This window comes from Nonomuraea sp. NPDC049758, assembly GCF_040674635.1.
GTDB lineage: Bacteria > Actinomycetota > Actinomycetes > Streptosporangiales > Streptosporangiaceae > Nonomuraea.
On sequence record NZ_JBFAMZ010000002.1, the window covers coordinates 369,161 to 394,048 of the forward strand.

Genomic DNA, 24,888 nt, shown 5'->3' on the forward strand with positions numbered 1-24,888 from the left:
CTACTTTTGCTCGTTGACCCGCTCCAGCCAGATCTCCCGCCAGAACGGGATGAACGCGCGGGGGCAGTTGGACTTGTACACACCGTCGCAGATGATTCCGTCCAAGGCGATGCACGGATTTTTCATCTCAAGTAGCTTTCCGGTCTTCTCGTCGATGCAGCGCTCGACCCGCGCGGTGACCCGGGCGACCTTGCCGCACGACCGGGCCATGTCCTCCTCGAAGCCCAGCCCCCGGTTGAACCCCTTGGTGGTGAGCGTGGCGACGATCTCGTCCTTGGACTTGACGCGGACCAGTTCGCCCGGCTGGAGGTCGGTCGTCCCGGTCGGGGCCGGGCCGGTGTGCGGGCCGGGCTGCACGAACCCCCAGTCCAGGCCGCCCCTGAAGCGCAGCGCCCGGGGGAACCTCCTGGACAGCCGCTGGTAGCGGTTGAACAGGCCGAAGAACAACGTCCGGACGGTCGAGGCGATCCCGGCGTTGCCCACCCGGACGTCCGTGACGTACTGGCCCAGGTCGCGGAACGGGAGCAGCTCGGGGGCGGCCCGCAGCAGCTCGGTCGCCTGGCAGCGGAACCGTTCCTCGCCGTCCGGCGCGGGGTCCTTGCGGGTGTTGACCTCCAGCAGCGGCAGCAGCGGCCGCTCGGGACGGACCCGCTCCCCGGCCGTGGGCGGCCCGTCGACCTTCCGCAGCCAGGACGTCTTCCAGTAGAGCAGGCAGGCCGTCTGGCAGCCGCCGTGGGCCGTGCCGTCGCAGCGGGAGCCGGTCAGGTGGACGGCGTCCTCCATCTTCCGCATCCCGGTCCTGGTCATCGTGTCGCAGAGCTTGTTGGCCACCTTGTGGACGGTCAGCCGTTGCCCGCAGAACCGCAGCATCTCCGGCATGAACGGGAGGCTGTCCAGCTCTCCGCGCTCATCGAGGGTCGCCAGGATCTCTTCAGCACTGAGAACCTCGACCACGTCGCCGACTTTCAGCGCCAGGCTCAATCCACCCACTCCTTCAGCAGGCCCGCGTTCTGCAGGGCGTTCGCCGCGTCCGCCAATGCCTGGAACGGCAGGTTCGACCGTTCCGCGATGTCGAGCAGGCTGTGCCGCTCGTCGGAAAGGTTGAGCACCCACAACATCGCCATCTGGGCCTGTTTCGTGTCACTGCGGCCGCCCAGCGAGCCGTACAGGCCGCGCGCCCCGAGCTGGGGCTCGCCGTACGGGCTGAGGTTCTGGTAGCGGCGGTTGCCCTCCAGGACCCGTACGGCGCTCCACAGCGTCTCCAGGGTGTCCTCCATGGCCTCGGGCCGCACGAAGTCCGGATCGTCGGCCGAGGTGTGGTACTCCGGGTAACCCCCGTAGGGCGTCCTGGTCAGCGAGCCCACGGGCAGGTCGAACCCCGGCGAGCAGTACTGCCGCTCGTCGTAGCCGTAGGGCGAGAAGTCCAGGAGGGTGTGCGGCCGGTCCTTGAGCACGTGCGCGAAGACCTGGTCGATCTCGGCGTCGCCGCGCCTGCTGCGCTTGTAGGTGATCGTCCCGGCGTCCCCGGCGCAGGCCAGGGTGAGGCCGTGCCTGATCCGGTCCACGCGCTCGCGGTTGAGCGCCAGCCAGGTGATCGCGCCGATGGTGCCGGGCGCGAACACGAACCGGTAGGTGTACCAGGGGTCGAGGAGCCGCTGGGCCAGCGACACCGCCACCGCCACCCCGGCCAGGTTGTCGTTGGCCAGCGAGGGATGGCACACGTGGCAGGAGATCAGCACCTCCTCCGAGCTGCGGCCCCGGATCACGTGCTCGCCGTAGGTCAGGTGGCCGTCGGCGAGCGTGGAGTCGATCCTGACCTCGTACGGCTCGTCCGCCAGCCCGTCCAGGGTGTTCTGGCTCAGGCAGAAGCCCCAGGTCTCGGCGTAGTAGCTGGTCCGGTACGGCACCAGGTCCGGCTGGCCGGGCAGCGTGTGCAGGCGTCCGCGCAGCTCGGCCAGCGACATGGTGGCCTCGACCGGCGCGCTGTAGCCGACGACGTGCAGGTTGCTTCGCCGGAAGTCGACGACCCGGTTCCCGGCGGCGTCCTTGACGTAGGCGTCGCGGATGTTCCACTCGCGGGGGATCGTCCAGTCGAGCACCTGCGTGCCCGTCGGCACCTCGGTGACCTCCAGCGGGATCGAGCCGCCGATGATCTCCAGGGTGCGGCGCAGGCCGTCGCCGGTGATGCTGCGGCACAACGGGTAGAGGCGCCGTACCAGGTCGTGCATCTCCGGGCCGGTCACGGCCGCAGGGTGGCGTCGACGGTGCCGGCCTCGCGCCGGTCGGCGAGCCGGGCCAGCCTGGTGAAGCGGCGGTCGAAGTCGTGCCGGGTCAGGCCGTGCTCGCGGTAGGCGTCGATGAGCTCGACGGCGCCCGCCTTGACCGTCCAGCGGGCCTCGTAGCCCAGGGCGGACCTGATCCGGGAGAAGTCGACGCGGTAGGAGCGCGGGTCGGCGCCCGTCTCGCCGGTGATCGTCAGCGTCGAGCCGGGGACGGCCGCGACCACCTCGGCCGCGATCTCGGCCACGGTCACGTTGTTGGCCTCGGTGCCCACGTTGAAGGCCGTGGCGTGCACGGCCTCGCGCGGCGCGGTCAGGGCGGCGGCGAACGCGTCGGCGATGTCCCTGGCGTGCACCAGCGGACGCCACGGGGTGCCGTCGGACAACACCCGGACCTCGCCGGTCAGGTGCGCGTGGCCCACCAGGTTGTTCAGCACGATGTCGGCGCGCAGCCTCGGCGAGAACCCGAAGGCGGTGGCGTTGCGCAGGAACACCGGGGTGAAGTCGTCGTCGGCCAGCGCGGTCAGGTCGTCCTCGACCCGCACCTTCGACTCGGCGTACGGCGTGACCGGGCGCAGCGGGGCCTCCTCGTCCAGCAGGTCCGCGCCGCCGGAGGCGCCGTAGACCGAGCAGGTGGAGGCGTACAGGAAGCGGCGCACGCCCGCGTCCTTGGCCAGCCTGGCCAGCCGTACGGAGGCGTGGTGGTTGATGTCGTAGGTCAGGTCGGGCGCGAGCGCGCCGAGCGGGTCGTTGGACAGGGCGGCCAGGTGGATCACCGCGTCGAACCCGGCGACGTGCTCGGGCCCGGCGTCGCGCAGGTCCACGGCGTGCGCCTCGACCGGCTCGGGCTCGGGCCCGAGCACGCACTCGGCGAACAGGCCGGAGTCCAGGCCGACGACCTGGTGCCCGGCCTCGGCCAGGACGGGGGCCATCACGCTGCCCAGGTAGCCCTGGTGGCCGGTGAGAAGTACCCGCATCAGTTCTCCAGATCGACGGTCAGCTTGGACACGTGGAACGCCTCGGCGTACCGCGTGTGGCATTCGATGCCCCGGATGCGGGCCAGGCCCAGGAAAGCCTCGCGGTCGTACCAGGGGCGGTGCCGCTGGGAGGGGTAGTGGCGCTGGAGCAGGTCCACCTTGCGCTCGGCCACCTCCGGCGTGAGCGGCTGGTAGACCGCGGGGGCGGCCAGGTCGCCGTCCCACTTGACGATCTCGTAGCCGAGCGTCAGGTGGTCGCGGAAGGCGGTGGGCACCAGCTCGGCCAGCCCCCGGTGGTCCTGGTGGGCGTCGCCGCGCCAGGGCGCCAGGATCAGGCCGGGCTCGGTGCGGGCGCGCAGCTCCTCGACCGCGGCCTTGGCCTCCTCCCAGCGGGCCGGCAGGTAGCCGTCGGGCAGCTTGAGCACGCTCACCCGCAGGTCCGCGCCGGGGCAGAAGTCGGCCAGCGCGGCGCGCTCCTCGTCCTCCCGCGCGGTCCCGCCGCCGGACAGCACCAGCGCGTCCACGCGCACGCCGGGACGGGCGGCGCAGATCGTCAGCAGGCTGCCGCCGGCTCCGATCGCCAGGTCGTCGCAGTGCGCGGCGAGCGCCACGACGGAGGTCACGCCCCCGGGACGCAGTCCGATCACCGGGACCGTTCCCACAGAGCCCACGGGCGCACGCCGCGCGAGTACGCCTCGTCCAGCTCCATGCGCTGGTTGACGGTGTCGGTGGGCCGCCAGTAGCCGCGATGGGGGTAGGCCAGCAGGCGTCCGCGCTTGGCCAGCTCGGCGCAGCCGTCGGCGACCAGGTCGCCGTTCTCCGGGATGTGCTCGAAGATCTCCTGGGTCAGCACGAAGTAGCCGCCGTTGACCCACACCGGCATCTCACTGACCGGCGAGATGCCGCCGACCAGCCCGTTCTCGCCGACGTCCACGCAGTGGAAGGTCTGGGACGGCGGCACCACCATCATCGAGGCGGCCGCGCCGGACTCGGTGAACCGGTCGATGATCTCGGGCAGCGGCGCGTCGGTGAGTACGTCGGCGTAGTTGGCGAGGAACACCTCGTCGTCGCCCAGATGGCTGCGGACCCGGCGTAACCGCTCCCCGATCGGGGAGTCCGTCCCGGTCTGCACGAACGAGATGGACCAGTCGGAGATGTCGCTCGACAGCAGCTCGACCTTGCCGCCGCGCAGCACGAAGTCGTTGGAGGTGGCCTCCTGGTAGCCGAGGAAGAAGTCCTTGATGTGGTGGGCGCCGTACCCCAGGCACAGGATGAACTCCTTGTGTCCGAAGTGGGCGTAGTAGCGCATCACGTGCCACAGCAGCGGTCGCGGACCGACGAGCGCCATCGGTTTGGGCACCTCGCCCGGCACACCGGTCCGCATCCGGGTGCCGAATCCTCCGCAGAACAAGACAACCTTCACACGACCTCCAGGTGTGGGATCGGGAAGACCAACCGGCCTCCCCATTCGTGCACATAGGAGAGCTGAGCGGTGAGCTCTTCGCGCAGGTTCCACGGCAGGACCAGCACATAGTCCGGGCGGTCCTGGGCGATGCGCTCCGGCGGAGCGATCGGGATCCTGGTGCCCGGCGTGAACCTGCCGTGTTTGTACGGATTGCGATCCACGGTGTAGGCCAGCAGATCCGGCCGGACGCCACAGTGGTTGAGCAGCGTGTTGCCCTTGCCCGGCGCGCCGTACCCGGCGACCGTCTTGCCCTCCTCGGCGGCGGTGATCAGGAATCGGAGCAGGTCGCGGCGGACGCGGGCGACCCGCTCCGCGAACCCCGCGTAACCGGAGAGGTCGTGCAGCCCGGCGGCCTTCTCCCTGGCGAGCACGTCGAGCACCCGGCCGGACGGTCTGCCCGAGGGCCGCGCCCACAGCCGGATCGACCCGCCGTGGGTGGGCAGCAGCTCGACGTCGACCAGGGTCAGGCCGCCGCTCGCCAGCGCCCGCTGCGCGGAGGCCACCGTGTAGTACTGGAAGTGCTCGTGGTAGATGGTGTCGTACTGGTTCAGCTCCACGAGCGTGAGCAGGTGCTGGACCTCGATCGAGACCCATCCGTCGTCGGCCACCAGGGCGCGCAGCCCCTTGGTGAAGCCGATGACGTCAGGGATGTGCGCGTAGACGTTGTTGGCCACCACCAGGTCGGCGGGACCGTTCCCGTCCCGCACCGACGCGCCGGTCTCCGGGGTCAGGAACGCGGTGAGCGTCGGCACGCCCTTGTCCTTGGCCGCCTGCCCCACGTTGGCCGACGGCTCGATGCCGAGGCACCGGATGCCGCGTCCGACCACGTGCTGCAGCAGGTAGCCGTCGTTGCTGGCCACCTCGACCACGAACGACGGCTTCAACCGTTCCACGGCCGTGTCCACGAACCGCCGCGCGTGCTCCACCCAGGAGGCAGAAAATGACGCGAAGTAGGCGTATTCGGTGAATGTCTCTTCCGGTGTGATCAACGGCGGGATCTGGGCCAGCCAGCAGCCCGTGCAAACCCGCAGATGAAGGGGATAGGTGAGCTCGGGCTGATCGAGTTGATCCGCCGTGAGGAAGAGCTCACAGGGCGGTGTCGCCCCGAGATCCACCACGCCGACCAGGTCCGTCGAGCCGCACAACCGGCACGATGTCATCAACAAAGGGCCCCACCCAGAAATGACAAGATTTCCCCCTTTGGAAACCCACAGCCATACTTCGGGTGAGCGGCAATGAGTGTTACAAGTGTCTTCATGAAACGCCTGAGCATCGATGGAGCATTGCTCTACACCCCCCGCATCCTCAGCGATCCCCGGGGCGTTTTCCTGGAAAGCTTCCGCGCCGCCGACCTGCGGGAGGCGACAGGGCGCTCGATCGAGCTGGCCCAGGTCAACTGCTCGGTCTCCGGCCGGGGCGTGCTGCGCGGCATCCACTTCGCCGACGTGCCGCCCGGCCAGGCGAAATACGTCATGTGCGTGGCGGGCGAGGCCATGGACGTCGTGGTGGACGTCCGCGTGGGCTCGCCGACGTACGGGCGGTGGGAGGCGGTGCGGCTGGACGACGTCTCGCGCCAGGGCATCTTCCTGACCGAGGGGCTGGGTCATGGCTTCATGGCCCTCAGCGAGTCGGCCACGGTCGTCTACCTCTGCTCCTCCCCGTACGACCCCGCCCACGAGCACGGCATCCACCCGCTCGACCCCGATCTCGCCATCGAGTGGCCGATCGACGTGGAGCCGGTCCTGTCGGCGAAGGACGCCGCCGCCCCCACGCTCAAGCAGGCCCGCGACGCGGGGATCCTCCCGTCGTGGTGAGCGTCGTGATCCCGGCCCACAACGAGGCCAAGGTCCTCGGCCGGCTGCTGGACGGCCTGCTCGGCGAGGCGGCGCCCGGCGAGTTCGACGTGGTGGTCGTGGCCAACGGCTGCACCGACGGCACGGCGGAGGCGGCCCGGCCGTACGACGTCCGGGTGCTGACCACGCCCGTCCCGTCCAAGAGCGCGGCGCTGCGCATGGGCGACGCGGCCGCCCGCGGCTACCCCCGCCTGTACGTGGACGCCGACATCGAGCTCAGCACGGCCTCGGCGCGCGCGCTGGCGGCCGTGCTGGCCGCGCCGGACGGGCCGCTCGCCGCCGCGCCGGAGCGGGACCTGACGCTGGCCGACCGCCCGTGGCCGGTGCGCGCCTACTACGCGATCTGGACGCGGCTGCCGCACGTCCGCGCCGGGCTGTTCGCCCGGGGCGTGATCGCGGTGAACGGCGCAGGCAACGAGCGGCTGCGCGCGCTGCCGCCGGTGATGGCCGACGACCTGACCGCCTCGCTGGCGTTCACGCCCGGCGAACGCGTGATCGTCGGCACCGCCCGCGCGGTGATCCATCCGCCGCGCACGGTCGCCGACCTGCTGCGCCGCCGGGTCCGCGCCATGACCAGCGTCACCGAGCTGGAGCGGACCTCGGCCGGCGCGGGCGAGCGCACCGGGCCGCGCGACCTGGCGGCCATCGTGGCGAAGGAGCCGCGCCTGGCGGGCGCGGCGGTGGTCTTCGCCGCGATGGCCGTGCTGGCCAGGCGGCGGGCCGCCCGCGCGATCCGCGCGGGCGACTACACCACCTGGCTGCGCGACGAGAGCAGCCGGAGCTAGCTGACCGGCGTGTTCATGTCGGTGCCGATCTGGGCCCGGGTGAGCACCTTGTTGTAGATCCGCACCTCGTCGATCAGACCGTTGAAGTAGTCACCGGAACCGCTGTTCCCGCCGATCCGCAGCGGGCTCGTCCCGATACGCAGGTCGCCGCCCGTGGGGTTGGTGGCCACCTCCACGCCGTTGACGTAGAACCGCAGCGTGGAGCCGTCGTAGGTGGCGGCCACGTGGCTCCAGGCGTTCAACGTCAGGTAGTTCGGCGCCTGCGCGTTCACCCCCGAGGAGGTGTGGATGAAGGCCGACGGGCTGCCATTGCTGCCGCTGCTCATGATCGCCCAGGCGAGGTCCGCGCCGAACTCCTTCATCAGCACCGTCCGCCAGCCGTCCATGCTGGACGGGCGCACCCACGCCTCCAGCGTCATGGCGTCGGTCAGGTGCAGCGAGGCGGAGTCGGCCACGGTCACCCAGCTCGACGTGCCGTTGAACGACAGCGCCTGGCCGTACTTGCCGGCCACCCAGGTCGCCGCGGTGGCGGTGCCGTTGTTGCCGGCGCCGGAGGAGTCGGCGACGGCCGTGCCGCTGCTCGCGTTCATGCCGTACGCGGCCACCAGGCCGCTGACGGCGGGCGGCTGGGTCACGACCGCCGACACCTCGTTGGACGGCGGCCCGGTGTTGCTGGCGGCGTCGAAGGCCACCACCCGGTAGTAGTACGTCCCCGGCGCGACGCCCGAGTCGACGAACGCCGGCCCGGCGGTCGAGCCCACCTGGTTGGCCCCCGACGGCGTGAACCCCGCGGTCGTGGATCGGTGGACGGTGTATCCGGTGACCCCGACGTTGTCGGTCGCGGGCGTCCAGACGAGCTGCGCGCTGCCCGGGCCGCCGGTCGCGGTCAGCGGGCCGGGCGCGGTCGGCGGCGTGGTGTCGGGCGGTCCCTGGGGGCCGACGGGGGTGTTCATGTCGGTGGTGATCTGCGCCGGGGTGAGCGCCCGGTCGTAGACGCGCACCTCGTCGATCAGCCCGCTGAAGTGCTCGCCGGAGCCGCTGTTGCCGCCGATCCGCAGCGGGCCCGTCCCGGTGCGGAGGTTGCCGTACATCGAGGTGCCGCCCACCTCGCTGCCGTTCACGTACAGCCGCAGCCGGCTGCCCTCGTAGGTCGCCGCCACGTGGCTCCACGTGTTCAGCGGCAGGTTGCCCGGCGCCTGCGCGTTCGTGCCCGCGAAGGTGTGGACGAACGCCGCCGGGCCGCTGCCGCCGCTGGCCATGAGCGCCCAGTCCAGGTCGGCGCCGAACTCCTTCATCAGCACCGTCCGCCAGCCCGTCACGCTGGTCGGGCGCACCCACGCCTCCAGCGTCATGCCGCCGGTCAGGTGCAGCGAGGCGGAGTCGGCCACGGTCACCCAGCTCGACGTGCCGTCGAACGACAAAGCCTTGCCGAACCTGCCGCTCGTGCTCCACGTGGTGCTCGCCGCCGTCCCGGCGTTGCCCTTGCCGGAGGAGTCGGCGACCGCCGTGCCCGCGCCCTCGTTCATCCCGTACGCGGCCACGAGCCCGTCGGGCGCCTGGGCCCGCTCGAAGGTGGCCGTGTAGGTCACGCCGGTGGCCGGGGCGGTGATGTCGTGGCTGACCGCGCCGCCGTCGGACCAGGAGGCGAAGGTGTGGGTGAAGCCGTCCGCGCTCTGCGGCGACGGCGCGGAGATCGAGTTGTGCGAGCCTACGATCACCGTCCTGGTGAAGGGGGTCACGGACTGCTCGCTGTTGAAGCCGATCTGCAGGCCGGAGGGCGAGGTCTCGAAGCCGATGTTCACCGTCTTCGGCTGCAGCACCACGCTCTTGATGTCGGTGAGGCCCTGCGCGTCCGTCGCGGTCAGGGAGAGCTTCAGGTAGGAGGGGTATTCGTGGTCGGGCGCGACGAACGTGCCGCTGGTGCCGGTGGTCGAGGTGATCTCGTGCTCGTGGCAGGTGAGCGGGCAGTGCATCAGGCTCAGCTTCCACACCATCCGCGAGCCGGGGATGGTCCCCTCCTGGGCGTCGGTGGCGGTGCCCGAGTAGGCGATCGTGTCGCCGACCGCCCAGGTGAGCCCGGTGGAGGGCGTGTTGATCGTCGCCTGCGGCGAGGTGTTGCCCACGTTGATCGTGACGGTGGCGTCCCCCTGCCCGCCGTGGCCGTCGCTCGCCCGCAGCCGCACGACGTAGGAGCCGCGCTGGCTGTAGGTGAAGGACGGCGTGGTCGCGGTGGAGTCGTCGAGCTCGCCGTCGCCGTCCAGGTCCCACTGGAAGGTCAGCGGGTCGCCGTCGGCGTCGCTGGAGTCGGCGGCGGTGAAGTTCACCGTGAGGGGTTCGACGCCGGTGGTGGCGCTCGCCCTGATGACGGCGGACGGCGGGTGGTTGGCGTAGATGTAGCGGACGATCTGCCCGTTGGTGTAGTCGACCGCGAACAGGTCGCCGCCGGGGCCGGTCTGCACCTCCACGGCGGGCATCCCGGAGTCGAACGTGGTCACCGTGGCCGGGTCGGGCAGGCCGTTCGCGCCCTTGGTCATGACCCAGACGCACGACCTGCTGAAGTCGGAGAAGAACAGCGCGCCGTCGTAGGCGTGCGGGTAGGAGCCGCCCTCGTAGAACGCGACGCCGCTGGAGGACGATCCGCCTGACGGGCACGGGTCGTTCGGCGCGGGCTTGGAGGCGTGGTTCCAGGCGAAGTACGGCTGCGTCACCGCCGACGGGCCCGCCGCGTACAGGTTCTCGCAGAGGGTCAGGTTCAGGTTGTCGTAGCCGCCCTGCCGGGCCGGGCCCTCGTAGCAGGGCCAGCCGAAGTTGCTGACCGGGCCGGTGGGCGAGGCGATCCGGTTGATCTCCTCGTAGGTGTTCCAGCCGACCTCGCCCGCCCAGATCTCGTTCGTGCCGGGCCGTACGGTGATGCGGAACGGGTTGCGCTGGCCGTAGGCGATGATCCGGGCCGCGTTGGGGTCGCTGCTGCCCGCGTTCGGGTTGCCGGGGGCGGCCGCGCCGGTGTCCGGGTCGACCCTGATGATGCTGCCGTTCAGGCCCGCCGGGTCGCCGCCGGTGCGCAGGTCCTGCGAGCGCAGCGCGCCGCCCTCGGCGGCCGGCGGGCTGAGCGCGGTGCCCACGGGCGAGGGCGGGTCGCCGCAGGGGTTGTCCGGGGTGACGTCGGAGCTGGTCACGTTGTCCTGGCCGTAGTCGGCGAAGTTGAAGCTGGCACCGTCGCCGCCGCTGGCGTAGAGCATGCCGTCGGGGCCGAACGCCAGGTCGCCGACGGAGTGGCTGGGGTGCTGCTGGCACCAGCCGGTGATCAGCGGCGTCTCGGCGACCGAGCCGCCCGAGGGCGCCAGCACGGACAACCGCCCGGTGATCAGGCAGCCGTCACCCGTGGCGCCGGGCGGGGTCGGGCACGGATCGGCGCTCACGCCCGCGGCGCCCCAGCGCGGCGCGCTGCCGCCGGGCACCGCGTCGTAGGAGTACAGCACGTAGATGCGCGGGTCGGCCGGGAAGTCCGGGTGCAGGGCCAGGCCGAGGAGCCCGCGGTCCCAGAAGTTGTGCACCTGCGTGCGCAGGTCGGCGTAGATCGTCGGCGTGGTGTCGGTGAGTGAGTCGAAGACCTTGATCAGGCCGCTCTTCTCGGCGACGAACACCCGGCCGTCCGAGGCGAACTCGATGTTGGTCGGATTGGTCAGGCCGCTGAAGACCACCTGTCTCTGAAAGCTGCCCGGCAGTGCCTGCGCGGGCGGCGGCGCGACGATCGCCAGCCCGGTCGTGATCAGCAGGACGGAAAGGAGCGCATGGCGAAGCCGCCGTAACACGGGAACCCCCTTGAAACGGAAAAATCCCCCGAGCCCTGGATCGATCTATCGCACCGATTCAGGGCTAAGTCACGCGCTTTGTCCGCATCTGGCCAGCCACGCGTACAGCAACCACCCCAGCTCGTACGGCCGGCACTCCCGGTCCACGGCGACCGGCGGGTAGACCCGGTCCAGGACGCCGAGCCGCATCTCCCTGTGCACGCCCGTCGCCATCGCCCGCAGCCCGCGCACCAGCTTGCGCGGATCGGCCCTGGCCTCCTTCCGCCAGGTCAGCGCCAGGTCGTCGAGCACGAACGAGGGCCGCTCGATCATCCAGTCGAGCCCCTTGGAGATCTCCGCCACGTACGCCGTGCCGCCCGCGTCGGCCAGGTCCAGCAGCGCCATCGGCCCCATGGAGAGCTGGTGCACGCTGTACACCGGATACCCCTCCACCACCGAGCCGGTACGGGCGTCGTAGTGCCACCACCACTCCCCCTCCGGCCCCTGCGCCGAGCAGATGCCCGCGGCCACCTGCTCGGCGGCCCGCAGCGCCTCGGCGTCCCCGGTGGCGGCGTGCAGCCGGGCCAGCGCCTGGAGCGGGTAGACCTGGTCGGCGAAGCACCCCACGTGGGCGCGGTAGCGCGGCACCAGCGCGCCCCGGCCGAGCGCGTGCGGGTAGAGCCGGTTGCCGGCCAGCCCGCCGAGCAGCCGCTCGCGGGCGCGTTCGGCGCGGCCGTCGCGCACCCCGGCCGCGACCAGGGCGGCCAGCACCCACGCCGCCTCGACGGTGTGGATCTGCCCGCCCGCGTCCAGCTCGGCCAGGCGGCTCAGGGCCAGGTCGAGGTCGGCGTGCCCGGTCTCGGCCGCCGCCCAGCAGATCAGCGCCGCGTCGCCGGCGCCGCGCACCTCGGGAAGCCGCTTGACCAGGTTCCCCACCAGGTCGAGGACGTCGTCGCCGGCCAGCGCCGCCCGCTGCCGGGCCTCCTCCAGGGTGGCCACGCCGAGCGCGACGATCGCGGAGTAGCGGATGCTGCGCCCCTCGGGCACGGCCGTCCACGTGCCGTCGGGCTGTCGCCGGCCCCGGCGGGTGAAGACGAAGCCGCCGTCGGCGTAGCCGGGGGGCAGGCCGCGGACCGACAGGTCCAGCATGCCCCGCACGAAGTCCTGGTGGCCGGAGCTCAGCAGAGCGATCCGGTGATCCGTCACGTCGTCTCCTCGATCCTGCGTCTGACACCGGCCCACTCCCTGACCACCAGGAGCAGGAAACTGCCGTTGGTGCGCACGTAGCGCGGCCCGAGCCGCAGCGGCTCCTGGAGCATGCGGTAGAGCCATTCCAGCCCTGATCGCTGCCAGCGCACCGGCGCCCTGCGGGTACGCCCGGCCAGCACGTCGAACGAGCCGCCCACGCCGTGGATGATCCGCGCCCCGGTGCGCTCGCCCCACTCGCGGATGAAGATCTCCTTCTTCGGCGAGGTGATGCCCAGGAACAGCAGGTCGGCCCGCGAGGCGGCGATCTCGGCGGCGACCTCGGCCGACTCCTCCGGCGCGAAGTAGCCGTCGCGGGAGCCGGCGACGGCCAGCCCCGGATAGCGGGCGCGCACCTCGTCCAGCACCCCGGCCAGCACCTCACCGGTCGCGCCGAGGAAGTAGGCCCGGTAGCCGCGCCGCCCGCCCTCGGCCATCAGCTCGGTGAACAGGTCGATGCCCGCCACCCGCTCGGGGATCCGGTGACCGAGCGCCCGCGCCGCCCAGACCACCGCCTGCCCGTCGGCCAGCACGAGGTCGCTGTCCAGCACCGACTGGCGCAGGGCGGCGTCCGCGCGCATGTTGACGACCTTGGCGGCGTTCACCACGCCGATGGTCAGCCTGCCGCCCTCCGCGACGGCCGCCACGCAGCGGGCGATCACCTGGTTCATGGTGAGGGCGTCCAGCACGGTGCCGAACACCGTCTTCCGCTCCGGCAACCTCGTCATCCGTCCCCCTGGGTGTCCATGACATATCGGTCTCAGCTCCGGAAACGTCACATCAAGGAAGGACCAGCTCGGTGAGCGTGGCCCGGTGGTCGGTCCGCGGCACCCGCAGGGTCTGGAAGCTCCGGACCGCGATCCGCCGGTCGGCCAGCACGTGGTCGATGGCCACCTTCGGGAACAGCCGCGGCTGCTCGTAGTAGGGCCAGGTCATGGAGAGCCCCTTTCCGGTGACGTCGGCGGCGTCCCGGTAGCCGGTGGCGATCAGGTCGCGCAGCACCGCGTGGTCGAGCGTGGAGTTGAAGTCCCCGGCCAGGATCCGCAGGCGGCCGCCGGCGGGCGGCAGCGCCCGGATGCTCGACGCCCAGCAGGCCGTGCGCCAGCCCTCCGAGGGCGCGCACGCGTGCACGGCGACGATCTCGGCCTCCCGCCCACCCGGCAGCGTGACGACGGCGGGCAGGTGGCGCGGGCTCTCCTCGAAGGGCGGCGCCGCGATCGGCGAGTCCGCGGCCCGCAACGGGTACCGCGAGTAGATCGCCGCCCCCGACGAGTCCTCCCCCGGCAGCACGATCCGGTACGGCAGCAGCCGCGTCAGCCCCAGCTCCTCCACCCGCTCCCGCATCAGGCCGGTGAACTCCAGCAGGTGCAGCACGTCGGGCCGCTCGCGCTCGACCGTCTCCACCAGCACCGGCGGCAGCACGGAGGAGTGCAGCAGGTTGACCGCCAGCACCCGCAGCACCGGCCCGGCCACCGGCGGGTTGCCCTCGGGCACCGCGCGCGGCACGACGGCCACCGCGAACGCGCACGTCACGGCGAGCGCGGCGGCGATCAGCGCCCCGGCGCGCAGGTAGAGCGCGAACGCCAGCGGCACCACCGACAGCGCCGCCGCGTACGGCGTGAACGACACGAGCTGCGACCACAGGAACTTCGGCTCCCACCCGAGCAGCCGCAGCCCCGCCCATCCCGCGAGGCCCGCCACCATGAGCCACAGCACCGCGCCGCCTACGCGACGCCGCACCGGCGCCCGCGGGTCAGCACCGGCCAGGCCGCGCGCAGCGCCTGGTGCCAGTGCCGGATCGGCTCTCCCTTCGTGTGCGCGAGCACGCTGTTGGCCGGACGCCGGGCCGGCCGGGGGAAGCCCGCCGAGCTCACCGGGCGCACCCGGTCCGGGTCCAGGCCGAGCAGCGTGAAGATCTCCTTGGCCAGGCCGCACCATGTCGTCTCCCCGGAGCTGGTGCCGTGGTAGACGCCCGGCGGCAGCTCGGAGCGCGCCAGCCGGACCAGGTAGTCGGCCAGGTCGGCGGTCCACGTCGGCTGGCCGTGCTGGTCGTCGACCACGTCCACGGTGTCGCGCTCGGCCGCCAGCCTGATCATGGTCCGGACGAAGTTGGGGCCGGCCGCGCCGTACAGCCAGGCGCTGCGCACCACGTGGTGCCCGTGCTCCAGCGCCGCCCGCTCACCGGCGAGCTTGGTCCTGCCGTACGCGTTCACCGGCGCGGTCGGGGCGTCCTCCGGGTACGGGCCCGGCGCGGTGCCGTCGAAGACGTAGTCGGTGGAGACGTGCACGAGCCGCGCGCCGGCCCGCGCGCAGCTCTCGGCCAGCCAGCCCACCGCGTGCCCGTTGACCTCCAGCGCCTCGTCCTCGTGGGTCTCGGCGTCGTCCACGGCGGTCCAGGCGGCGCAGTTGACCACCACGCCCGGCCGGTAGGCGGCGACGAAGTCGCGCACCGCGCGCCGGTCGCACAGGTCGAGCTCGGACCGGCCGAGCGCGAGCACCGGCTCGCCGGTCAGCGCGGCCCGTTCCAGGACGTCGGCGGCCAGCATCCCGCCGCCGCCCGTGACGAGCCACCTCATGGCAGGCGCCCGGTCACGCGGGCCACCAGTCGCGGTGCTCGGCGTACCAGCGGATCGTGTCCTTCAGCCCCTGGTCGAACGGGATCTCCGGGCGGTAGCCGAGCTTGCGCAGCTTGCTGTCGTCCAGGGAGTACCGGCGGTCGTGGCCCTTGCGGTCCTCGACGTGGCGCACCGAGTCCCAGCCGCGGCCGCAGGCTTCGAGCAGGCGGGCGGTCAGCTCCTTGTTCGTCAGCTCGGCGGTGCCGGCGATGTGGTAGATCTCGCCGGGCTCGCCCTTCTCGGCGACCAGGCGGATGCCGGCGCAGTGGTCCTCGGCGTGGATCCAGTCGCGCACGTTCCCGCCGTCGCCGTACAGCGGGACCGGGCGGCCGCGCAGCAGGTTCGTGACGAACAGCGGGATCAGCTTCTCCGGGTACTGCCGGGGACCGTAGTTGTTGCCGCAGCGGGTGATCGACACGTTCAGGCCGTAGGTGATCGCGTACGAGCGGGCGATCAGGTCGCCGCCCGCCTTGCTGGCCGCGTACGGCGAACGCGGGCGCACCGGCGCGGACTCGTCCCAGGAGCCGATGTCGATCGACCCGTAGACCTCGTCCGTCGAGACCTGGACGACCTTCGGCGTGCCCGCCTCCAGGCACGCCTGCAGCAACGTCTGGGTGCCGAGCACGTTGGTCCGCATGAACTCGGCGGCGGCGCCCTCGATCGACCGGTCGACGTGGGACTCGGCGGCGAAGTTCACCACCAGGTCGTGACCGGGCACGACCTCGCGCAGCAGCTCGGCGTCGCAGATGTCGCCGTGGACGAACTCGTGCCGCACCCCTTCGAGGTTGGCCCGGTTCCCCGCGTAGGTGAGCTTGTCGAGGACCGTGACGTACGCGTCGTGCAGCCCCCGGACGAAGTGGGAGCCGATGAATCCCGCGCCACCGGTCACCAGAATTCTTGTCATGTAGTGATCTGTACCTTGCTGTGATCGCCCAGCACGAGACGGTGGGCTCTGGGCGTGTTGGGCGCTCGGGTGACCTCGACGTCGTGGCCGATCAGTGACGCCTCGATCCGGCCGACGCCGTCGATGGACGCCCTGGGCAGCAGGATCGAGTATTCGATCTCGCTGCCGGTGACCACGCACGACGCGCCGACCGAGGTGAACGGCCCGACGTAGCTGTCCTGGACGCGCGCTCCCCGGCCGATGATCGCCGGGCCGACCACGCGGGAGCGCTCGACCACCGCGTCCGGCTCGACCACGACCCGGCCGATCAGCTCGCTGGCCTCGTCGACCCGCCCGCGCACGCCGGGCTCGACCGACTCCAGGACCAGCCGGTTGACCTCCAGCATGTCGGTGACGTTGCCGGTGTCCTTCCAGTATCCCGAGATCACCGACGACTCCACCCGCAGCCCGGCCTCGATCAGCCACTGGATGGCGTCGGTGATCTCCAGCTCCCCCCGCCACGACGGCTTGAGCTCGCCGACGGCGGCGTGGATCGCCGGGCTGAACAGGTACACGCCGACCAGGGCCAGGTCGCTCTTGGGCCGGGCCGGCTTCTCCTCCAGGCCGACCACCCGGCCCCTCGCGTCCAGCTCGGCGACCCCGAACTGGCCGGGATCGCCGACCCTGGTCAGCATGATCTGCGCGGCGGGCCGTTCCCTGGCGAACCGGTCCACCAGGTCGTTGATGCCGCCGACGACGAAGTTGTCGCCCAGGTACATGACGAAGTCGTCGTCGCCCAGGAACTCGCGGGCGATCAGCACGCCGTGGGCCAGCCCGAGCGGCGCCTCCTGGCGGAGGTAGGTGACCTGCAGCCCGAACGCCGAGCCGTCCCCCACGGCCGTCTCGATCTCCGCCTGCGTGTCCCCGACCACCAGGCCGAGCTCCCGGATCCCGGCCGCCGCGATGGCCTCCAGCCCGTAGAACAGGACCGGCTTGTTGGCGACGGGGACCAGCTGCTTGGCCGAGGTGTGCGTGATGGGCCGGAGCCGTGTGCCCGACCCTCCGGCGAGCACGAGTGCCTTCACTGCTAGTAAGCCCCTTCTCCACGGGTGACGACGGACCAGGTCTTCCACAGGATCTGCAGGTCGAGCAGGAGCGACCAGTTCTCCACGTAGCGCAGGTCGAGCCGGACGGATTCCTCCCACGTCAGGTCGGAGCGCCCGCTGACCTGCCAGAGGCCGGTCATGCCCGGCTTGACCACCAGACGGCGGCGCACGTCGGCGCCGTACCTGGCGACCTCCTCCGGCAGCGGCGGCCGGGGGCCGACGAGGGACATCTCACCACGGATGACGTTGAGCAGCTGCGGCAGCTCGTCCAGCGAGTAGCGGCGCAGGAACGCGCCGACGCCGGTGATCCTTGGATCGTTCCTTATCTTGAACAGCACGCCGTCGAACTCGTTCGCCGCGAGAAGCTGGTGCTTGAGCCGTTCCGCGTCCACCACCATTGTGCGGAACTTCACCACCCGGAACTCCCGGCCGCCCCTGCCCACCCTGGTCTGGTGGAACAGCGCGGGCCCCCGGCTGGTAAGCCTGATCACCAGGGCGAGCGTCAACAGCGGCAGCGCGAGCACCAGCAGCGCCGCGCCGGCCACCAGCCGGTCGAAGGCCGCCTTCACGAGCTGCCGGGTGCCGTCGAACTCCGGGTGCTCGACGTGCAGCAGCGGCATCCCGGCCACCGGCCTGATGCTGATGCGCGGGCCGGCGACGTCCATGAGCGCGGGCGCGACGAACAGGTCGGTGCGCGCGGTCTCCAGGCTCCAGGCCAGCCGGCGCAGCGCCGCGCCGTCCAGCTCGGGGCAGGCCAGGACGGCCACCGCGTCGGCCCCCGAATGCGCCACGACCTCGGCGACGTCGCCGAAGGAGCCCATCACGGGGATGCCGTCGAGGTCGACGTCGAGCGTGTCGTACGGCAGGCAGGCTCCCACCACCTGCATGCCGTGGTGCGGCTGGCGGCGGAACTGCACGACGAGGTCCAGGATCGACTCCCGGTGCCCGACCGCGATCACCTGCCGCATGTACTCGCCGATCGCCCGCCTGCGATGAAGCCGCTTGCGCATGCGGTAGCGGAAGTAGAGCGTGGCCAGCAGCACCAGCGGCAGCATCGCCATGACGAAGCTGCGCGCGATGGCCGTCTGCGTGGCGTAGGCCAGGATGGCCGTGGTGGCCATCAGCCCGATGCCGCCGGTGAAGACGGCCTTGAACTCCTCGGTGCCCTCGCCGTTGGCGCGCTGACGGTACGCGCCCGCCATCATGAGCGCGACCGGCCAGACGACGAGCAGGCCGAGCCCGAGCACGTACTCGGCGATCGGCACGTACACGCCGGAGGCCAGGCGTACGCCCAGCACGCACGCGCACGCGAACAACGCGCACGCCGTGTCCCCGCCTAACAGGAGCCGCAGATACGCCCGGGTCCAGATGTCGGACTCAAGGCGTGGCGCGGCCTCGAGGAGCACAGCAGTGGACTCCCCAGTCCCCACCCTCATAGCACCACCCTGTGATAACTGCTTTCACCGCGATAACAGGACGTTCCTTGTGCCGCATAGGTTGACAATGACCCATGCGTTATCAAGGGCGGCGGCCCCCACTAAAGAGTAAAGATCGATTCCAACCTGGGGAATAACGGGAAATGTCCACAATCGGACGTCGACCTAGGGGTTTCGGGGGTTGACGGAACGATCCAAAAGTGCAGCGCCAGAGCGAGAGAATGTGAGGTTTATGGCGACATTTCGCCAGGTGACCGGGAGGCGAAGCCGCTAGTCGTACTCCAGGTCCGGCAATGCGGACGGCGGATCAGGGCTGCGCCACACGACCACAACTCCGTCACGCGCGGAATCGGCGGCCAGGTTCAGCCGGTCGAGATCGAAATCGGGCAAGTAGCGTAGCCGGGCGACAAAGGTGGCATCAGTCGCGGAACGCGGCACCACGCAGCCTTCACCGTCCCGATCGAGCAGGATGTAGTGGACGTCTTCCCCGGATTCGGTGGCGACACGGACCTCCGCCACGTCCTCCCACGCGAGAGCTTCGACGCTGCCGTCGGCGTAGTGGCGGGTGACGCCCTCTTCGGTGACATATACGTAGGAGTCCGGCATCGGGTTGCCGTGCATGGCCGCGATTCTTGCGAGTTCCGGGGCCGTCCCGCAAGGGTTCGCGCTCAATGACGCGCATGAGCCATCCGTTCAAGGAAGCTCGGGACTGCCCCAGTTGTGGCTGAGATGCGCCGCGACGGCCGCCCGCGCCGCCTCCACCGGACCCGCCGCGATGGCGTCGAGCAGCTCGCGGTGCTCGCGGATCAGGACGTCCCGGTCGCGATAGACCTGGCGCAGGCGCACCATGCCGAGCCTGGTCTCGGCGGCGAGCGTGGCGTAGAGACGTTCGAGCCGCCGGCTGCCGGCCGCCTCGATCAGCGCCTCGTGCAGGGCCATGTGCTCGGCGACGGTCGCCGACCAGGGCGCGTCGGCCGGCAGCTCCGCCCACCTGAGCAGCGCGGCCTCGGCGTCGGGCACCCGGCGGCCGGCCACGGCCTGGGCCATCAGGTCCTCCAGGGGGCGGCGCACGTACATGAGGTCCTGGAGGTCCGAGATCGTCACCTCGGGGACATAAGCGCTGCGGTTGCGCTCCCGCCTGAGCAGTCCCTCGTGCACCAGGCCGGCCAGCGCCTCGCGCACGGTCGGCCTGGCCACGCCGTACGACGCGGCGATCTCCTGCTCGGGCAGCGGCGTGCCCGGCGCGATCTCGCCGGAGAGCACCCGGGTGCGCAGGGCGTCGGCGAGCGCGCCGACCGTGGAGACGGGTTTGAGGGGCAACATCACGGCTGTGATGCTAGTGCCGTTTCCCTGCCCTGCTCCCTGCCCTGCTCCCCGCCCCGGCCCCTGCCGCGTTCCGGCACGGCCACCGCCACCAGCCCGAGCACCAGCATCACCAGCCCGGCGATCGAGAGCGGGGCCAGCCGCTCGCCCAGCACCAGCAGGCCCAGCAGCGCGGCGACGGCCGGCTCGGCCAGCGCCAGCGTCGAGGCCGTGGCGACCGGCGTGGTGCGCAGGCCGCGCCCGTACAGGATGTAGGACAGCGCGGTGGTGCCGAGGCCCAGGTAGAGCACGGCGAGCAGCCCGCGCGGCTCCCCCAGCCAGCCGACGCCGTTGACCAGCAGCACCGGCAGCATGACCAGGGCGGCGCCGCCGAACATCACCCCCATCACGGCGTCCGACCCGGCCCCCTTCTCGATGGCCCTGGCCGCGGAGACCGCGTAGAAGGCGTAGAGCAGGCCGCCGAGCAGCGCGAACAGCACGCCCGACACCATCTGCCCGCCCGCCTGCGCGCCGCCGCCGCCGATCAGCGCCGCGCAGCCACAGACCGCCGCCGTGGTCGCCAGCGCCCACCGCCCGCTCGGCCGCCGGCCGTGCAGCACCCAGGACAGCAGGCCGGTGAACACGGGCCCGCTGCCGATCGCGACCACCGTGCCGATGGCCACGCCCGTGCGGCCGACCGCCGCGAAGAAGCACAGCTGGTACGCCGCCACCGCCAGGGCCGCCGGCACCAGCGCCGGCCGGAACGCCCGCCGCACACCGGCCCGCGCGAGCAGGCCGAGCGCGGCGCCGCCGATGACCAGCCGGGCCGCGGCCAGGGCGACCGAGTCGGCCGAGACCAGCAATCCCGCGGTGCCCGCGGTGCCCCAGAGCGCGGAGGCGCCCACGACGGCGAGAGGTCCGTTCTTCATGCCTACATTGTCAGACAATTAGACAATTTCGTCCAGCAGGCCGTCCAGCATGCGGTCAGCGGGGGCGGTGACGTCGCCCGCGTAGTCGTCCAGGACGGCGAGCGCGTCGTGCACGTTCGGCAGGCTTCTGCGCGGCAGCTCCAGCAGCGGCTCGCCCTCCGCGGTGATCCCGCCCGCCACGTGGAAGGCGTCCCCGGAGACGGTGAGGGACACCTCGAAGCGCACCTCGCGGCCGTCCGGGAGGACGAAGTCGGCACCGGTGCGCACTCCCGAGGGCGGGACGAAGCAGGAGAAGGGACGGCTGCGCACGAAGGGGTGGCGTAAGCCGGCGAGGATCTCGGCCGCCCTGCTCAGGGCCGCCAGCAGCCCGGCCGCGGCCCGGCTCTCGCTGTCCACCCGAAAAAGGGTAGTTCACCCCGCCACCACGTGACCAGCGCACCCGATCACCCGGCCCTCGCGGGCCCTCCGGCCGCCGGCCCCTCCGCGCCGGGACCAGCCGGCCCCCGGCCCTCCGCAGTGGGGCAAAGCCTTCCCCCATGCGAGCGTCGCCCCTCGGGCCCTCCGCGGCAGGGGCGGGCCGGACGGGTCAGTCGGTGGCGAGGCGGGCGTGGCGCTCGACGTCGAGGCGGACGCCCTCGTGGCGGAGCTTGCCGCGCTCGATGCCCTCCGCCCGGAACCCCGCCTTGGTCGCCACCCGGCACGACGCCGGGTTGTCGGTGCGGTGACCCAGCTCCAGCCGGAAGAGCCCGCGCTCGCCGAACGCCCACCGGGCCAGCTCCTCGGTGGCCGCCGTCGCGATCCCGAGCCCCCGGTGCGCGGGCAGGACCCAGTAGGACACCCACCCGTTGTCGTGGGCGTCGATCCCGGCCACGGCCACGTTGCCGACCACCGCGCCACCCTCGACGGTCACCGCGAACGCGTGCCCGACGCCCGTCCAGGACGTGATCCAGCCCACCGCGTCCTTGAGCGTGACGACGGGGAAGGACGACTGGCGGCGCAGATCGGGCGTACGGAACGCGCGCAGCACGGCCGGGGCGTCGTCCTCGCGCCACTCGCGAAGCCTGATGTCGACGGGGGTCACGCTGCCCGAGACTACCGCCGGCTCACGACGGCGCGATCTGGTGCTCCGCCTCGAACGCGCTGACCAGCGGCCGGGGCGCGGTCAGGCACCACGCCTCGGCCATCAGCTCGAACAGCTCGTCGATGTCGATCTTGCCGAGGTGGACGACGACCCACCCGAAGCGCCCGGCGGTGAACTGCACCTCGAACACCTCGGGCCGCTCGGCCACCAGCGCGAGCTGCTCCTCGATCGTGGCCTTGACCCCGACGGTCTCGGTCTTCTCCCACAGGTAGCCGAAGCCCTTGCCGTGGACCTTGAAACCGACCCACTCCGCGCTGGGATGCTCGGTCACCTCCGGCAGCCCGCGCACCAGATCGAGGAACTCGTCGACGCTCACACCCATGCCGACCTGTCTACCAAACCCGACCGACAACTTCGCCGGCTCAGCGGTAGTAGCGGACCTCGATGACGTTGCGGTCCGGGTCGGGGAAGAAGATGGTCTCGGGGGCGATGCCCTGGGCGCCGAAGGAGTTGGAGCCGGTGCCGGTGACCTCGACCCCGTGGTCCTTCAGCCGCACCTTGAGCGCCTCGAAGTCCTCCCTGCTCACCGACAGGCAGAAGTGGTTGATCTGGTGCCCGGCGCTGCCCGTCACCCCCGTGCCCTCCTCCACGCCCTTCGACACGTCGTGCGCCATCAGGTCGATGATCGTCTCCTCGGCGATCCGTACGCTCGGGAACCCCGCTTTGCCCTCGCGGAACTCCTCCCCCCGGACCCCCGGCAGGCCCACCACCTGCTCGTAGAAACGCAGGGCGGCAAGCTGGTCGGAGACCCAGAGAACGAGATGGTCCAGACGCGCATCCATGTAATAGATCCTCCATTCCCGTCCAATATCCGTTGCGCGCATGCCGCTGTCCAATTGAGGGCTCCCGGGACGGAGGATCGTCCCCTGATCGAAAGGCGGGATTCACGCGGGGTTCCCCTGTCCCGGATGGGGGCCGATCCGTCATCATTTGCCCTATGACGGTGACCGTGCGGACCGAGCCGATGCCCTTCGTCGTACGGGCCGCCAGGTTCGTCATGACGCTCCAGGTGGCGTTCGGCATGGTGGGGCTGGTCTTCCTGGGCGGCGTGGCGTTGTCCGGCTTCGCGCCCGCCCTGCTCCTCCTGATCGCATGGGAAGTGGCGTTCCTCTGGTCGGCCAGCTGGCTGATGGGGCGCTTCGGCGGCCGCGGGACGTGGGTGCCCTGGGCGGTCGCCGCCCTGGAACTGCTCGAGGTCGCCGCGTCCGTCGTGATCGACGTGGCCGACTCCGGCCGTCTCGACCTGCTGGGACTGCTCCCCCAGAACGCCGCCGGGCCGCTGCCCGTCGTCGTCCTGCTGCTGCTGCCACCGTCCTGGCGCTGGTTCTCGCAGCGGAAGCGGACGGATGCCCCCTCTTGACAGGAATGGGCGAAGATCGTCCATGATCGGGCATGAACGCGTTGATCCGGGCGGCCCTCGTGGGGGCCGTCGTGGGCCTGGCACAGGCCGTCATCGCCTTCCACGGCCCTGAGGACGCCGCGGGCAACCTGCTGCTGATGTTGTTCGCGACCCTTCCGGCCGGGATGTTGCTCTCCTGGTACGCCATGTTGCGGAACTGGTGGCTCGTGGCGCTGCTGGGGCAGTTCGCCCTCGTGGCGCTGTACGTCGGCCTGACCATGACCGCGCCCTTCCCCGTCCTCGTCGGCTTCGGCTCCTGGCGGGTCGGCCTGATCACCATGGCCGCCGGAGCCTGCGGCTACGCCGTGGGAGCGGGCCTCGCCCTGCCGCTCGCCACGCCGCTGCGCGTCTCGGCGGTCGGCGTGGCCGCGTCCCTGCGCGCCACCGCCACCGTCCTGGTCGACGTCCTGCCGGAGACCATGTCCCCGGAGCAGGCCTGTGACGACGCAGTGGATCTCCAGGAGGACATGACCTGCGTGGAGGCCGCGCCGGACCTGTGGATCCTGAGGAGCGACCACGGCAGCACCGTGTTCACCGCCTACGAGAACACCCTGGTGCGGCTCTCCAGCGGGACCGTGCATGAGAAGCAGTTGCTCGCCGCCGCGCGCTCCCTGCGGCCCGTCGGCCTCTGGGAGCTGGCCGCGCCCGCGTACGAGCGACCGTGATGCCGCGAGGCGGCCGGAAAGTGATGAAAGATGCTGGATAGGCTGGGGTTCAGCGACGAGGAGGAGGTCGTCTACCTGGAGCTCCTGCGCCGCCGCCGGGTGACGATCCCCGACGTGGGCGAGGCGCTGGACCTGCCGGTGACGGCCGTGACGGCGGCCGTGACGCGGCTCGTCGCGCTCGGCCTGGCCAGCCGCGACAACACCGGGTTGTACATGGCCGTGCCCCCCGACGTGGGCCTCGGCACGCTGATCGCCGAGCGCCAGGCCGCGTTGCAGCAGGTGCAGGGCAGGCTGGCCGAGCTGGTGGAGGTCTACCGCACGGGCGCGGCCTCGCCCGCGGGCGAGATCGAGGCGCTCACCACGCCGGAACAGCTCGCCACCTGGCTCGGCAATCTGGAACGCGGCGCCCGCCGGGAGGTGCTGGCCTTCTTCCGGCCTCCGTACGTGCTCGACGTCAACCTCGACGACTCCACCAACGCCCTGGCCACCTACCGCTACGTGTACGAACGCGCCGCGCTGGACGACCCCAGGGCCCCGGCCGAGATCGCCAGGTTCCTGAAGGGCGGCTACGAGATCAGGATCGCCGCCGAGCTGCCCAGCAAGATGATCATCGTGGATCGGGAGGTCGTGCTCCTGCCCGTCCTGCCCGACCAGACGAGCGTGGAACCGGGCTTCCTCCTGGTCAGGGGCCAGTCCCTGGTCCATCTTCTGGTGGAGTTGTTCGAGCGGGTGTGGCAGGCGGCGACCCCGCTGCGGCTCACCGCCACGAGCGTGACCGAAGGGGTCGCGGCCTGGGACGACACCGATGTCGCGCTGATGACGTACCTGCTGTCCGGGATGCCGGACAAGACGGTCGCCAGCCGGCTCGGCACCAGCGAGCGCACCGTCCAGCGCCGGATCCGGCGGCTGATGAAGCTGGCCGGGACCGACAGCCGCATGCAGCTGGCCTGGTACGCGGCCCGGTCCGGCATGATCCCGCTGTGAGGGGCGCCCCTGCCGGGGACGCCCCTCACCTGG

26 protein-coding genes are annotated in these 24,888 nt (G+C 71.6%); 5 read left to right on the plus strand and 21 right to left on the minus strand.

The window, feature by feature from the left end:
- From AB0J46_RS06160 to AB0J46_RS06185, 6 genes are read right to left on the minus strand one after another with little or no spacing between them, the layout of a single operon-like run.
- Nucleotides 1–981 carry a hypothetical protein gene (locus AB0J46_RS06160; RefSeq protein ID WP_364327132.1) on the minus strand — a complete coding sequence of 327 codons (981 nt, stop codon included), beginning with the start codon at nt 979–981 and terminating at the stop codon, nt 1–3.
- Nucleotides 978–2,243 (minus strand): DUF4910 domain-containing protein, encoded by a 1,266-nt coding sequence (locus AB0J46_RS06165; RefSeq protein ID WP_364327135.1) that lies wholly within the window; start codon nt 2,241–2,243, stop codon nt 978–980. Before AB0J46_RS06165 ends, AB0J46_RS06160 begins: the two co-directional genes overlap by 4 nt.
- Complete coding sequence (locus AB0J46_RS06170; protein ID WP_364327138.1) at nt 2,240–3,256, minus strand: SDR family oxidoreductase; 1,017 nt, start codon at nt 3,254–3,256, stop codon at nt 2,240–2,242. Before AB0J46_RS06170 ends, AB0J46_RS06165 begins: the two co-directional genes overlap by 4 nt.
- Entirely contained in the window at nt 3,256–3,903 is a 648-nt protein-coding gene (locus AB0J46_RS06175) for a PIG-L family deacetylase (protein WP_364327141.1), read from the minus strand. Before AB0J46_RS06175 ends, AB0J46_RS06170 begins: the two co-directional genes overlap by 1 nt.
- Complete coding sequence (locus tag AB0J46_RS06180; RefSeq protein WP_364327144.1) at nt 3,900–4,679, minus strand: sugar phosphate nucleotidyltransferase; 780 nt, start codon at nt 4,677–4,679, stop codon at nt 3,900–3,902. Before AB0J46_RS06180 ends, AB0J46_RS06175 begins: the two co-directional genes overlap by 4 nt.
- Nucleotides 4,676–5,881: a class I SAM-dependent methyltransferase gene (locus AB0J46_RS06185; protein WP_364328022.1), complete on the minus strand. Its 1,206-nt coding sequence runs from the start codon at nt 5,879–5,881 to the stop codon at nt 4,676–4,678. The genes AB0J46_RS06180 and AB0J46_RS06185 overlap by 4 nt, the downstream gene beginning before the upstream one ends.
- A gap of 96 nt (nt 5,882–5,977) precedes the next feature.
- On the opposite strand from AB0J46_RS06185, the gene rfbC reads away from it, so the two are divergent.
- Both rfbC and AB0J46_RS06195 read left to right on the plus strand, forming a co-directional pair.
- Nucleotides 5,978–6,535, plus strand: a complete 558-nt coding sequence (rfbC, locus tag AB0J46_RS06190) for a dTDP-4-dehydrorhamnose 3,5-epimerase (protein WP_364327147.1) — start codon at nt 5,978–5,980, stop codon at nt 6,533–6,535.
- Nucleotides 6,529–7,359, plus strand: a complete 831-nt coding sequence (locus AB0J46_RS06195) for a glycosyltransferase (RefSeq protein WP_364327150.1) — start codon at nt 6,529–6,531, stop codon at nt 7,357–7,359. The genes rfbC and AB0J46_RS06195 overlap by 7 nt, the downstream gene beginning before the upstream one ends.
- On the opposite strand, the gene AB0J46_RS06200 is transcribed toward AB0J46_RS06195, so the two are convergent.
- The 15 genes from AB0J46_RS06200 to AB0J46_RS06270 all read right to left on the minus strand — a co-directional run bounded on the left by AB0J46_RS06200 (nt 7,356) and on the right by AB0J46_RS06270 (nt 22,589).
- Nucleotides 7,356–11,171, minus strand: coding sequence for a LamG-like jellyroll fold domain-containing protein (locus AB0J46_RS06200; RefSeq protein ID WP_364327153.1), 3,816 nt, complete (start codon nt 11,169–11,171; stop codon nt 7,356–7,358). The genes AB0J46_RS06195 and AB0J46_RS06200 overlap by 4 nt on opposite strands.
- Nucleotides 11,172–11,240: 69 nt before the next feature.
- The gene (locus tag AB0J46_RS06205; RefSeq protein WP_364327156.1) at nt 11,241–12,356 is read right to left on the minus strand and encodes a hypothetical protein; all 1,116 of its coding nucleotides are present in this window, start codon (nt 12,354–12,356) and stop codon (nt 11,241–11,243) included.
- Nucleotides 12,353–13,123: a WecB/TagA/CpsF family glycosyltransferase gene (locus AB0J46_RS06210; RefSeq protein WP_364327159.1), complete on the minus strand. Its 771-nt coding sequence runs from the start codon at nt 13,121–13,123 to the stop codon at nt 12,353–12,355. The genes AB0J46_RS06205 and AB0J46_RS06210 overlap by 4 nt, the downstream gene beginning before the upstream one ends.
- A 52-nt stretch (nt 13,124–13,175) precedes the next feature.
- The gene (locus tag AB0J46_RS06215) at nt 13,176–14,135 is read right to left on the minus strand and encodes an endonuclease/exonuclease/phosphatase family protein (protein WP_364327162.1); all 960 of its coding nucleotides are present in this window, start codon (nt 14,133–14,135) and stop codon (nt 13,176–13,178) included.
- Nucleotides 14,120–14,971, minus strand: coding sequence for a dTDP-4-dehydrorhamnose reductase (gene rfbD, locus AB0J46_RS06220; RefSeq protein ID WP_364327165.1), 852 nt, complete (start codon nt 14,969–14,971; stop codon nt 14,120–14,122). Before rfbD ends, AB0J46_RS06215 begins: the two co-directional genes overlap by 16 nt.
- 13 nt (nt 14,972–14,984) lie before the next feature.
- A complete protein-coding gene (gene rfbB / locus AB0J46_RS06225) occupies nt 14,985–15,914 on the minus strand; it encodes a dTDP-glucose 4,6-dehydratase (RefSeq protein ID WP_364327168.1) in 930 nt (309 codons plus the stop codon).
- Complete coding sequence (locus tag AB0J46_RS06230) at nt 15,911–16,978, minus strand: glucose-1-phosphate thymidylyltransferase (RefSeq protein WP_364327171.1); 1,068 nt, start codon at nt 16,976–16,978, stop codon at nt 15,911–15,913. The genes rfbB and AB0J46_RS06230 overlap by 4 nt, the downstream gene beginning before the upstream one ends.
- Nucleotides 16,979–16,980: 2 nt before the next feature.
- Nucleotides 16,981–18,435 (minus strand): sugar transferase, encoded by a 1,455-nt coding sequence (locus AB0J46_RS06235; RefSeq protein WP_364327174.1) that lies wholly within the window; start codon nt 18,433–18,435, stop codon nt 16,981–16,983.
- A gap of 270 nt (nt 18,436–18,705) precedes the next feature.
- On the minus strand, nt 18,706–19,056 hold the full coding sequence (locus AB0J46_RS06240; protein WP_364327177.1) for a hypothetical protein: 351 nt from the start codon (nt 19,054–19,056) through the stop codon (nt 18,706–18,708).
- A gap of 72 nt (nt 19,057–19,128) precedes the next feature.
- A complete protein-coding gene (locus tag AB0J46_RS06245; RefSeq protein WP_358290759.1) occupies nt 19,129–19,758 on the minus strand; it encodes a GntR family transcriptional regulator in 630 nt (209 codons plus the stop codon).
- Nucleotides 19,758–20,666, minus strand: a complete 909-nt coding sequence (locus AB0J46_RS06250; RefSeq protein ID WP_364327180.1) for an EamA family transporter — start codon at nt 20,664–20,666, stop codon at nt 19,758–19,760. The genes AB0J46_RS06245 and AB0J46_RS06250 overlap by 1 nt, the downstream gene beginning before the upstream one ends.
- An 18-nt stretch (nt 20,667–20,684) precedes the next feature.
- Nucleotides 20,685–21,062, minus strand: coding sequence for a hypothetical protein (locus tag AB0J46_RS06255; protein ID WP_364327183.1), 378 nt, complete (start codon nt 21,060–21,062; stop codon nt 20,685–20,687).
- A 190-nt stretch (nt 21,063–21,252) separates the two neighbouring features.
- A complete protein-coding gene (locus AB0J46_RS06260; RefSeq protein ID WP_364327185.1) occupies nt 21,253–21,747 on the minus strand; it encodes a GNAT family N-acetyltransferase in 495 nt (164 codons plus the stop codon).
- 22 nt (nt 21,748–21,769) lie between these two features.
- Entirely contained in the window at nt 21,770–22,129 is a 360-nt protein-coding gene (locus tag AB0J46_RS06265; protein ID WP_364327188.1) for an MmcQ/YjbR family DNA-binding protein, read from the minus strand.
- Nucleotides 22,130–22,169: 40 nt separating this feature from the next.
- Nucleotides 22,170–22,589, minus strand: coding sequence for a VOC family protein (locus AB0J46_RS06270; protein WP_364327191.1), 420 nt, complete (start codon nt 22,587–22,589; stop codon nt 22,170–22,172).
- 155 nt (nt 22,590–22,744) lie between these two features.
- Between AB0J46_RS06270 and AB0J46_RS06275 the strand changes: the two genes are divergently transcribed.
- The 3 genes from AB0J46_RS06275 to AB0J46_RS06285 are packed head-to-tail and all read left to right on the plus strand — an operon-like array spanning nt 22,745 to nt 24,855.
- Nucleotides 22,745–23,167 (plus strand): hypothetical protein, encoded by a 423-nt coding sequence (locus tag AB0J46_RS06275; protein ID WP_364327194.1) that lies wholly within the window; start codon nt 22,745–22,747, stop codon nt 23,165–23,167.
- Between the two features lie 32 nt (nt 23,168–23,199).
- Nucleotides 23,200–23,871, plus strand: coding sequence for a hypothetical protein (locus AB0J46_RS06280; protein WP_364327197.1), 672 nt, complete (start codon nt 23,200–23,202; stop codon nt 23,869–23,871).
- Nucleotides 23,872–23,901: 30 nt separating this feature from the next.
- Complete coding sequence (locus tag AB0J46_RS06285) at nt 23,902–24,855, plus strand: helix-turn-helix domain-containing protein (protein WP_358290138.1); 954 nt, start codon at nt 23,902–23,904, stop codon at nt 24,853–24,855.
- The last annotated feature ends 33 nt before the right edge of the window (nt 24,856–24,888 follow it).

Excerpts from the sequence above, each read along its gene's own strand:
- AB0J46_RS06170 (WP_364327138.1), bottom strand. The coding sequence starts at position 3,256 with ATGCGGGTACTTCTCACCGGCCACCAGGGCTACCTGGGCAGCGTGATG.
- AB0J46_RS06185 (WP_364328022.1), bottom strand. The coding sequence starts at position 5,881 with ATGACATCGTGCCGGTTGTGCGGCTCGACGGACCTGGTCGGCGTGGTG.
- rfbC (WP_364327147.1), top strand. The coding sequence starts at position 5,978 with ATGAAACGCCTGAGCATCGATGGAGCATTGCTCTACACCCCCCGCATC.
- AB0J46_RS06210 (WP_364327159.1), bottom strand. The coding sequence starts at position 13,123 with ATGACGAGGTTGCCGGAGCGGAAGACGGTGTTCGGCACCGTGCTGGAC.
- rfbD (WP_364327165.1), bottom strand. The coding sequence starts at position 14,971 with ATGAGGTGGCTCGTCACGGGCGGCGGCGGGATGCTGGCCGCCGACGTC.
- rfbB (WP_364327168.1), bottom strand. The coding sequence starts at position 15,914 with ATGACAAGAATTCTGGTGACCGGTGGCGCGGGATTCATCGGCTCCCAC.
- AB0J46_RS06235 (WP_364327174.1), bottom strand. The coding sequence starts at position 18,435 with ATGAGGGTGGGGACTGGGGAGTCCACTGCTGTGCTCCTCGAGGCCGCG.
- AB0J46_RS06240 (WP_364327177.1), bottom strand. The coding sequence starts at position 19,056 with ATGCACGGCAACCCGATGCCGGACTCCTACGTATATGTCACCGAAGAG.
- AB0J46_RS06245 (WP_358290759.1), bottom strand. The coding sequence starts at position 19,758 with ATGTTGCCCCTCAAACCCGTCTCCACGGTCGGCGCGCTCGCCGACGCC.
- AB0J46_RS06250 (WP_364327180.1), bottom strand. The coding sequence starts at position 20,666 with ATGAAGAACGGACCTCTCGCCGTCGTGGGCGCCTCCGCGCTCTGGGGC.
- AB0J46_RS06265 (WP_364327188.1), bottom strand. The coding sequence starts at position 22,129 with ATGGGTGTGAGCGTCGACGAGTTCCTCGATCTGGTGCGCGGGCTGCCG.
- AB0J46_RS06270 (WP_364327191.1), bottom strand. The coding sequence starts at position 22,589 with ATGGATGCGCGTCTGGACCATCTCGTTCTCTGGGTCTCCGACCAGCTT.
- AB0J46_RS06275 (WP_364327194.1), top strand. The coding sequence starts at position 22,745 with ATGACGGTGACCGTGCGGACCGAGCCGATGCCCTTCGTCGTACGGGCC.
- AB0J46_RS06280 (WP_364327197.1), top strand. The coding sequence starts at position 23,200 with ATGAACGCGTTGATCCGGGCGGCCCTCGTGGGGGCCGTCGTGGGCCTG.
- AB0J46_RS06285 (WP_358290138.1), top strand. The coding sequence starts at position 23,902 with ATGCTGGATAGGCTGGGGTTCAGCGACGAGGAGGAGGTCGTCTACCTG.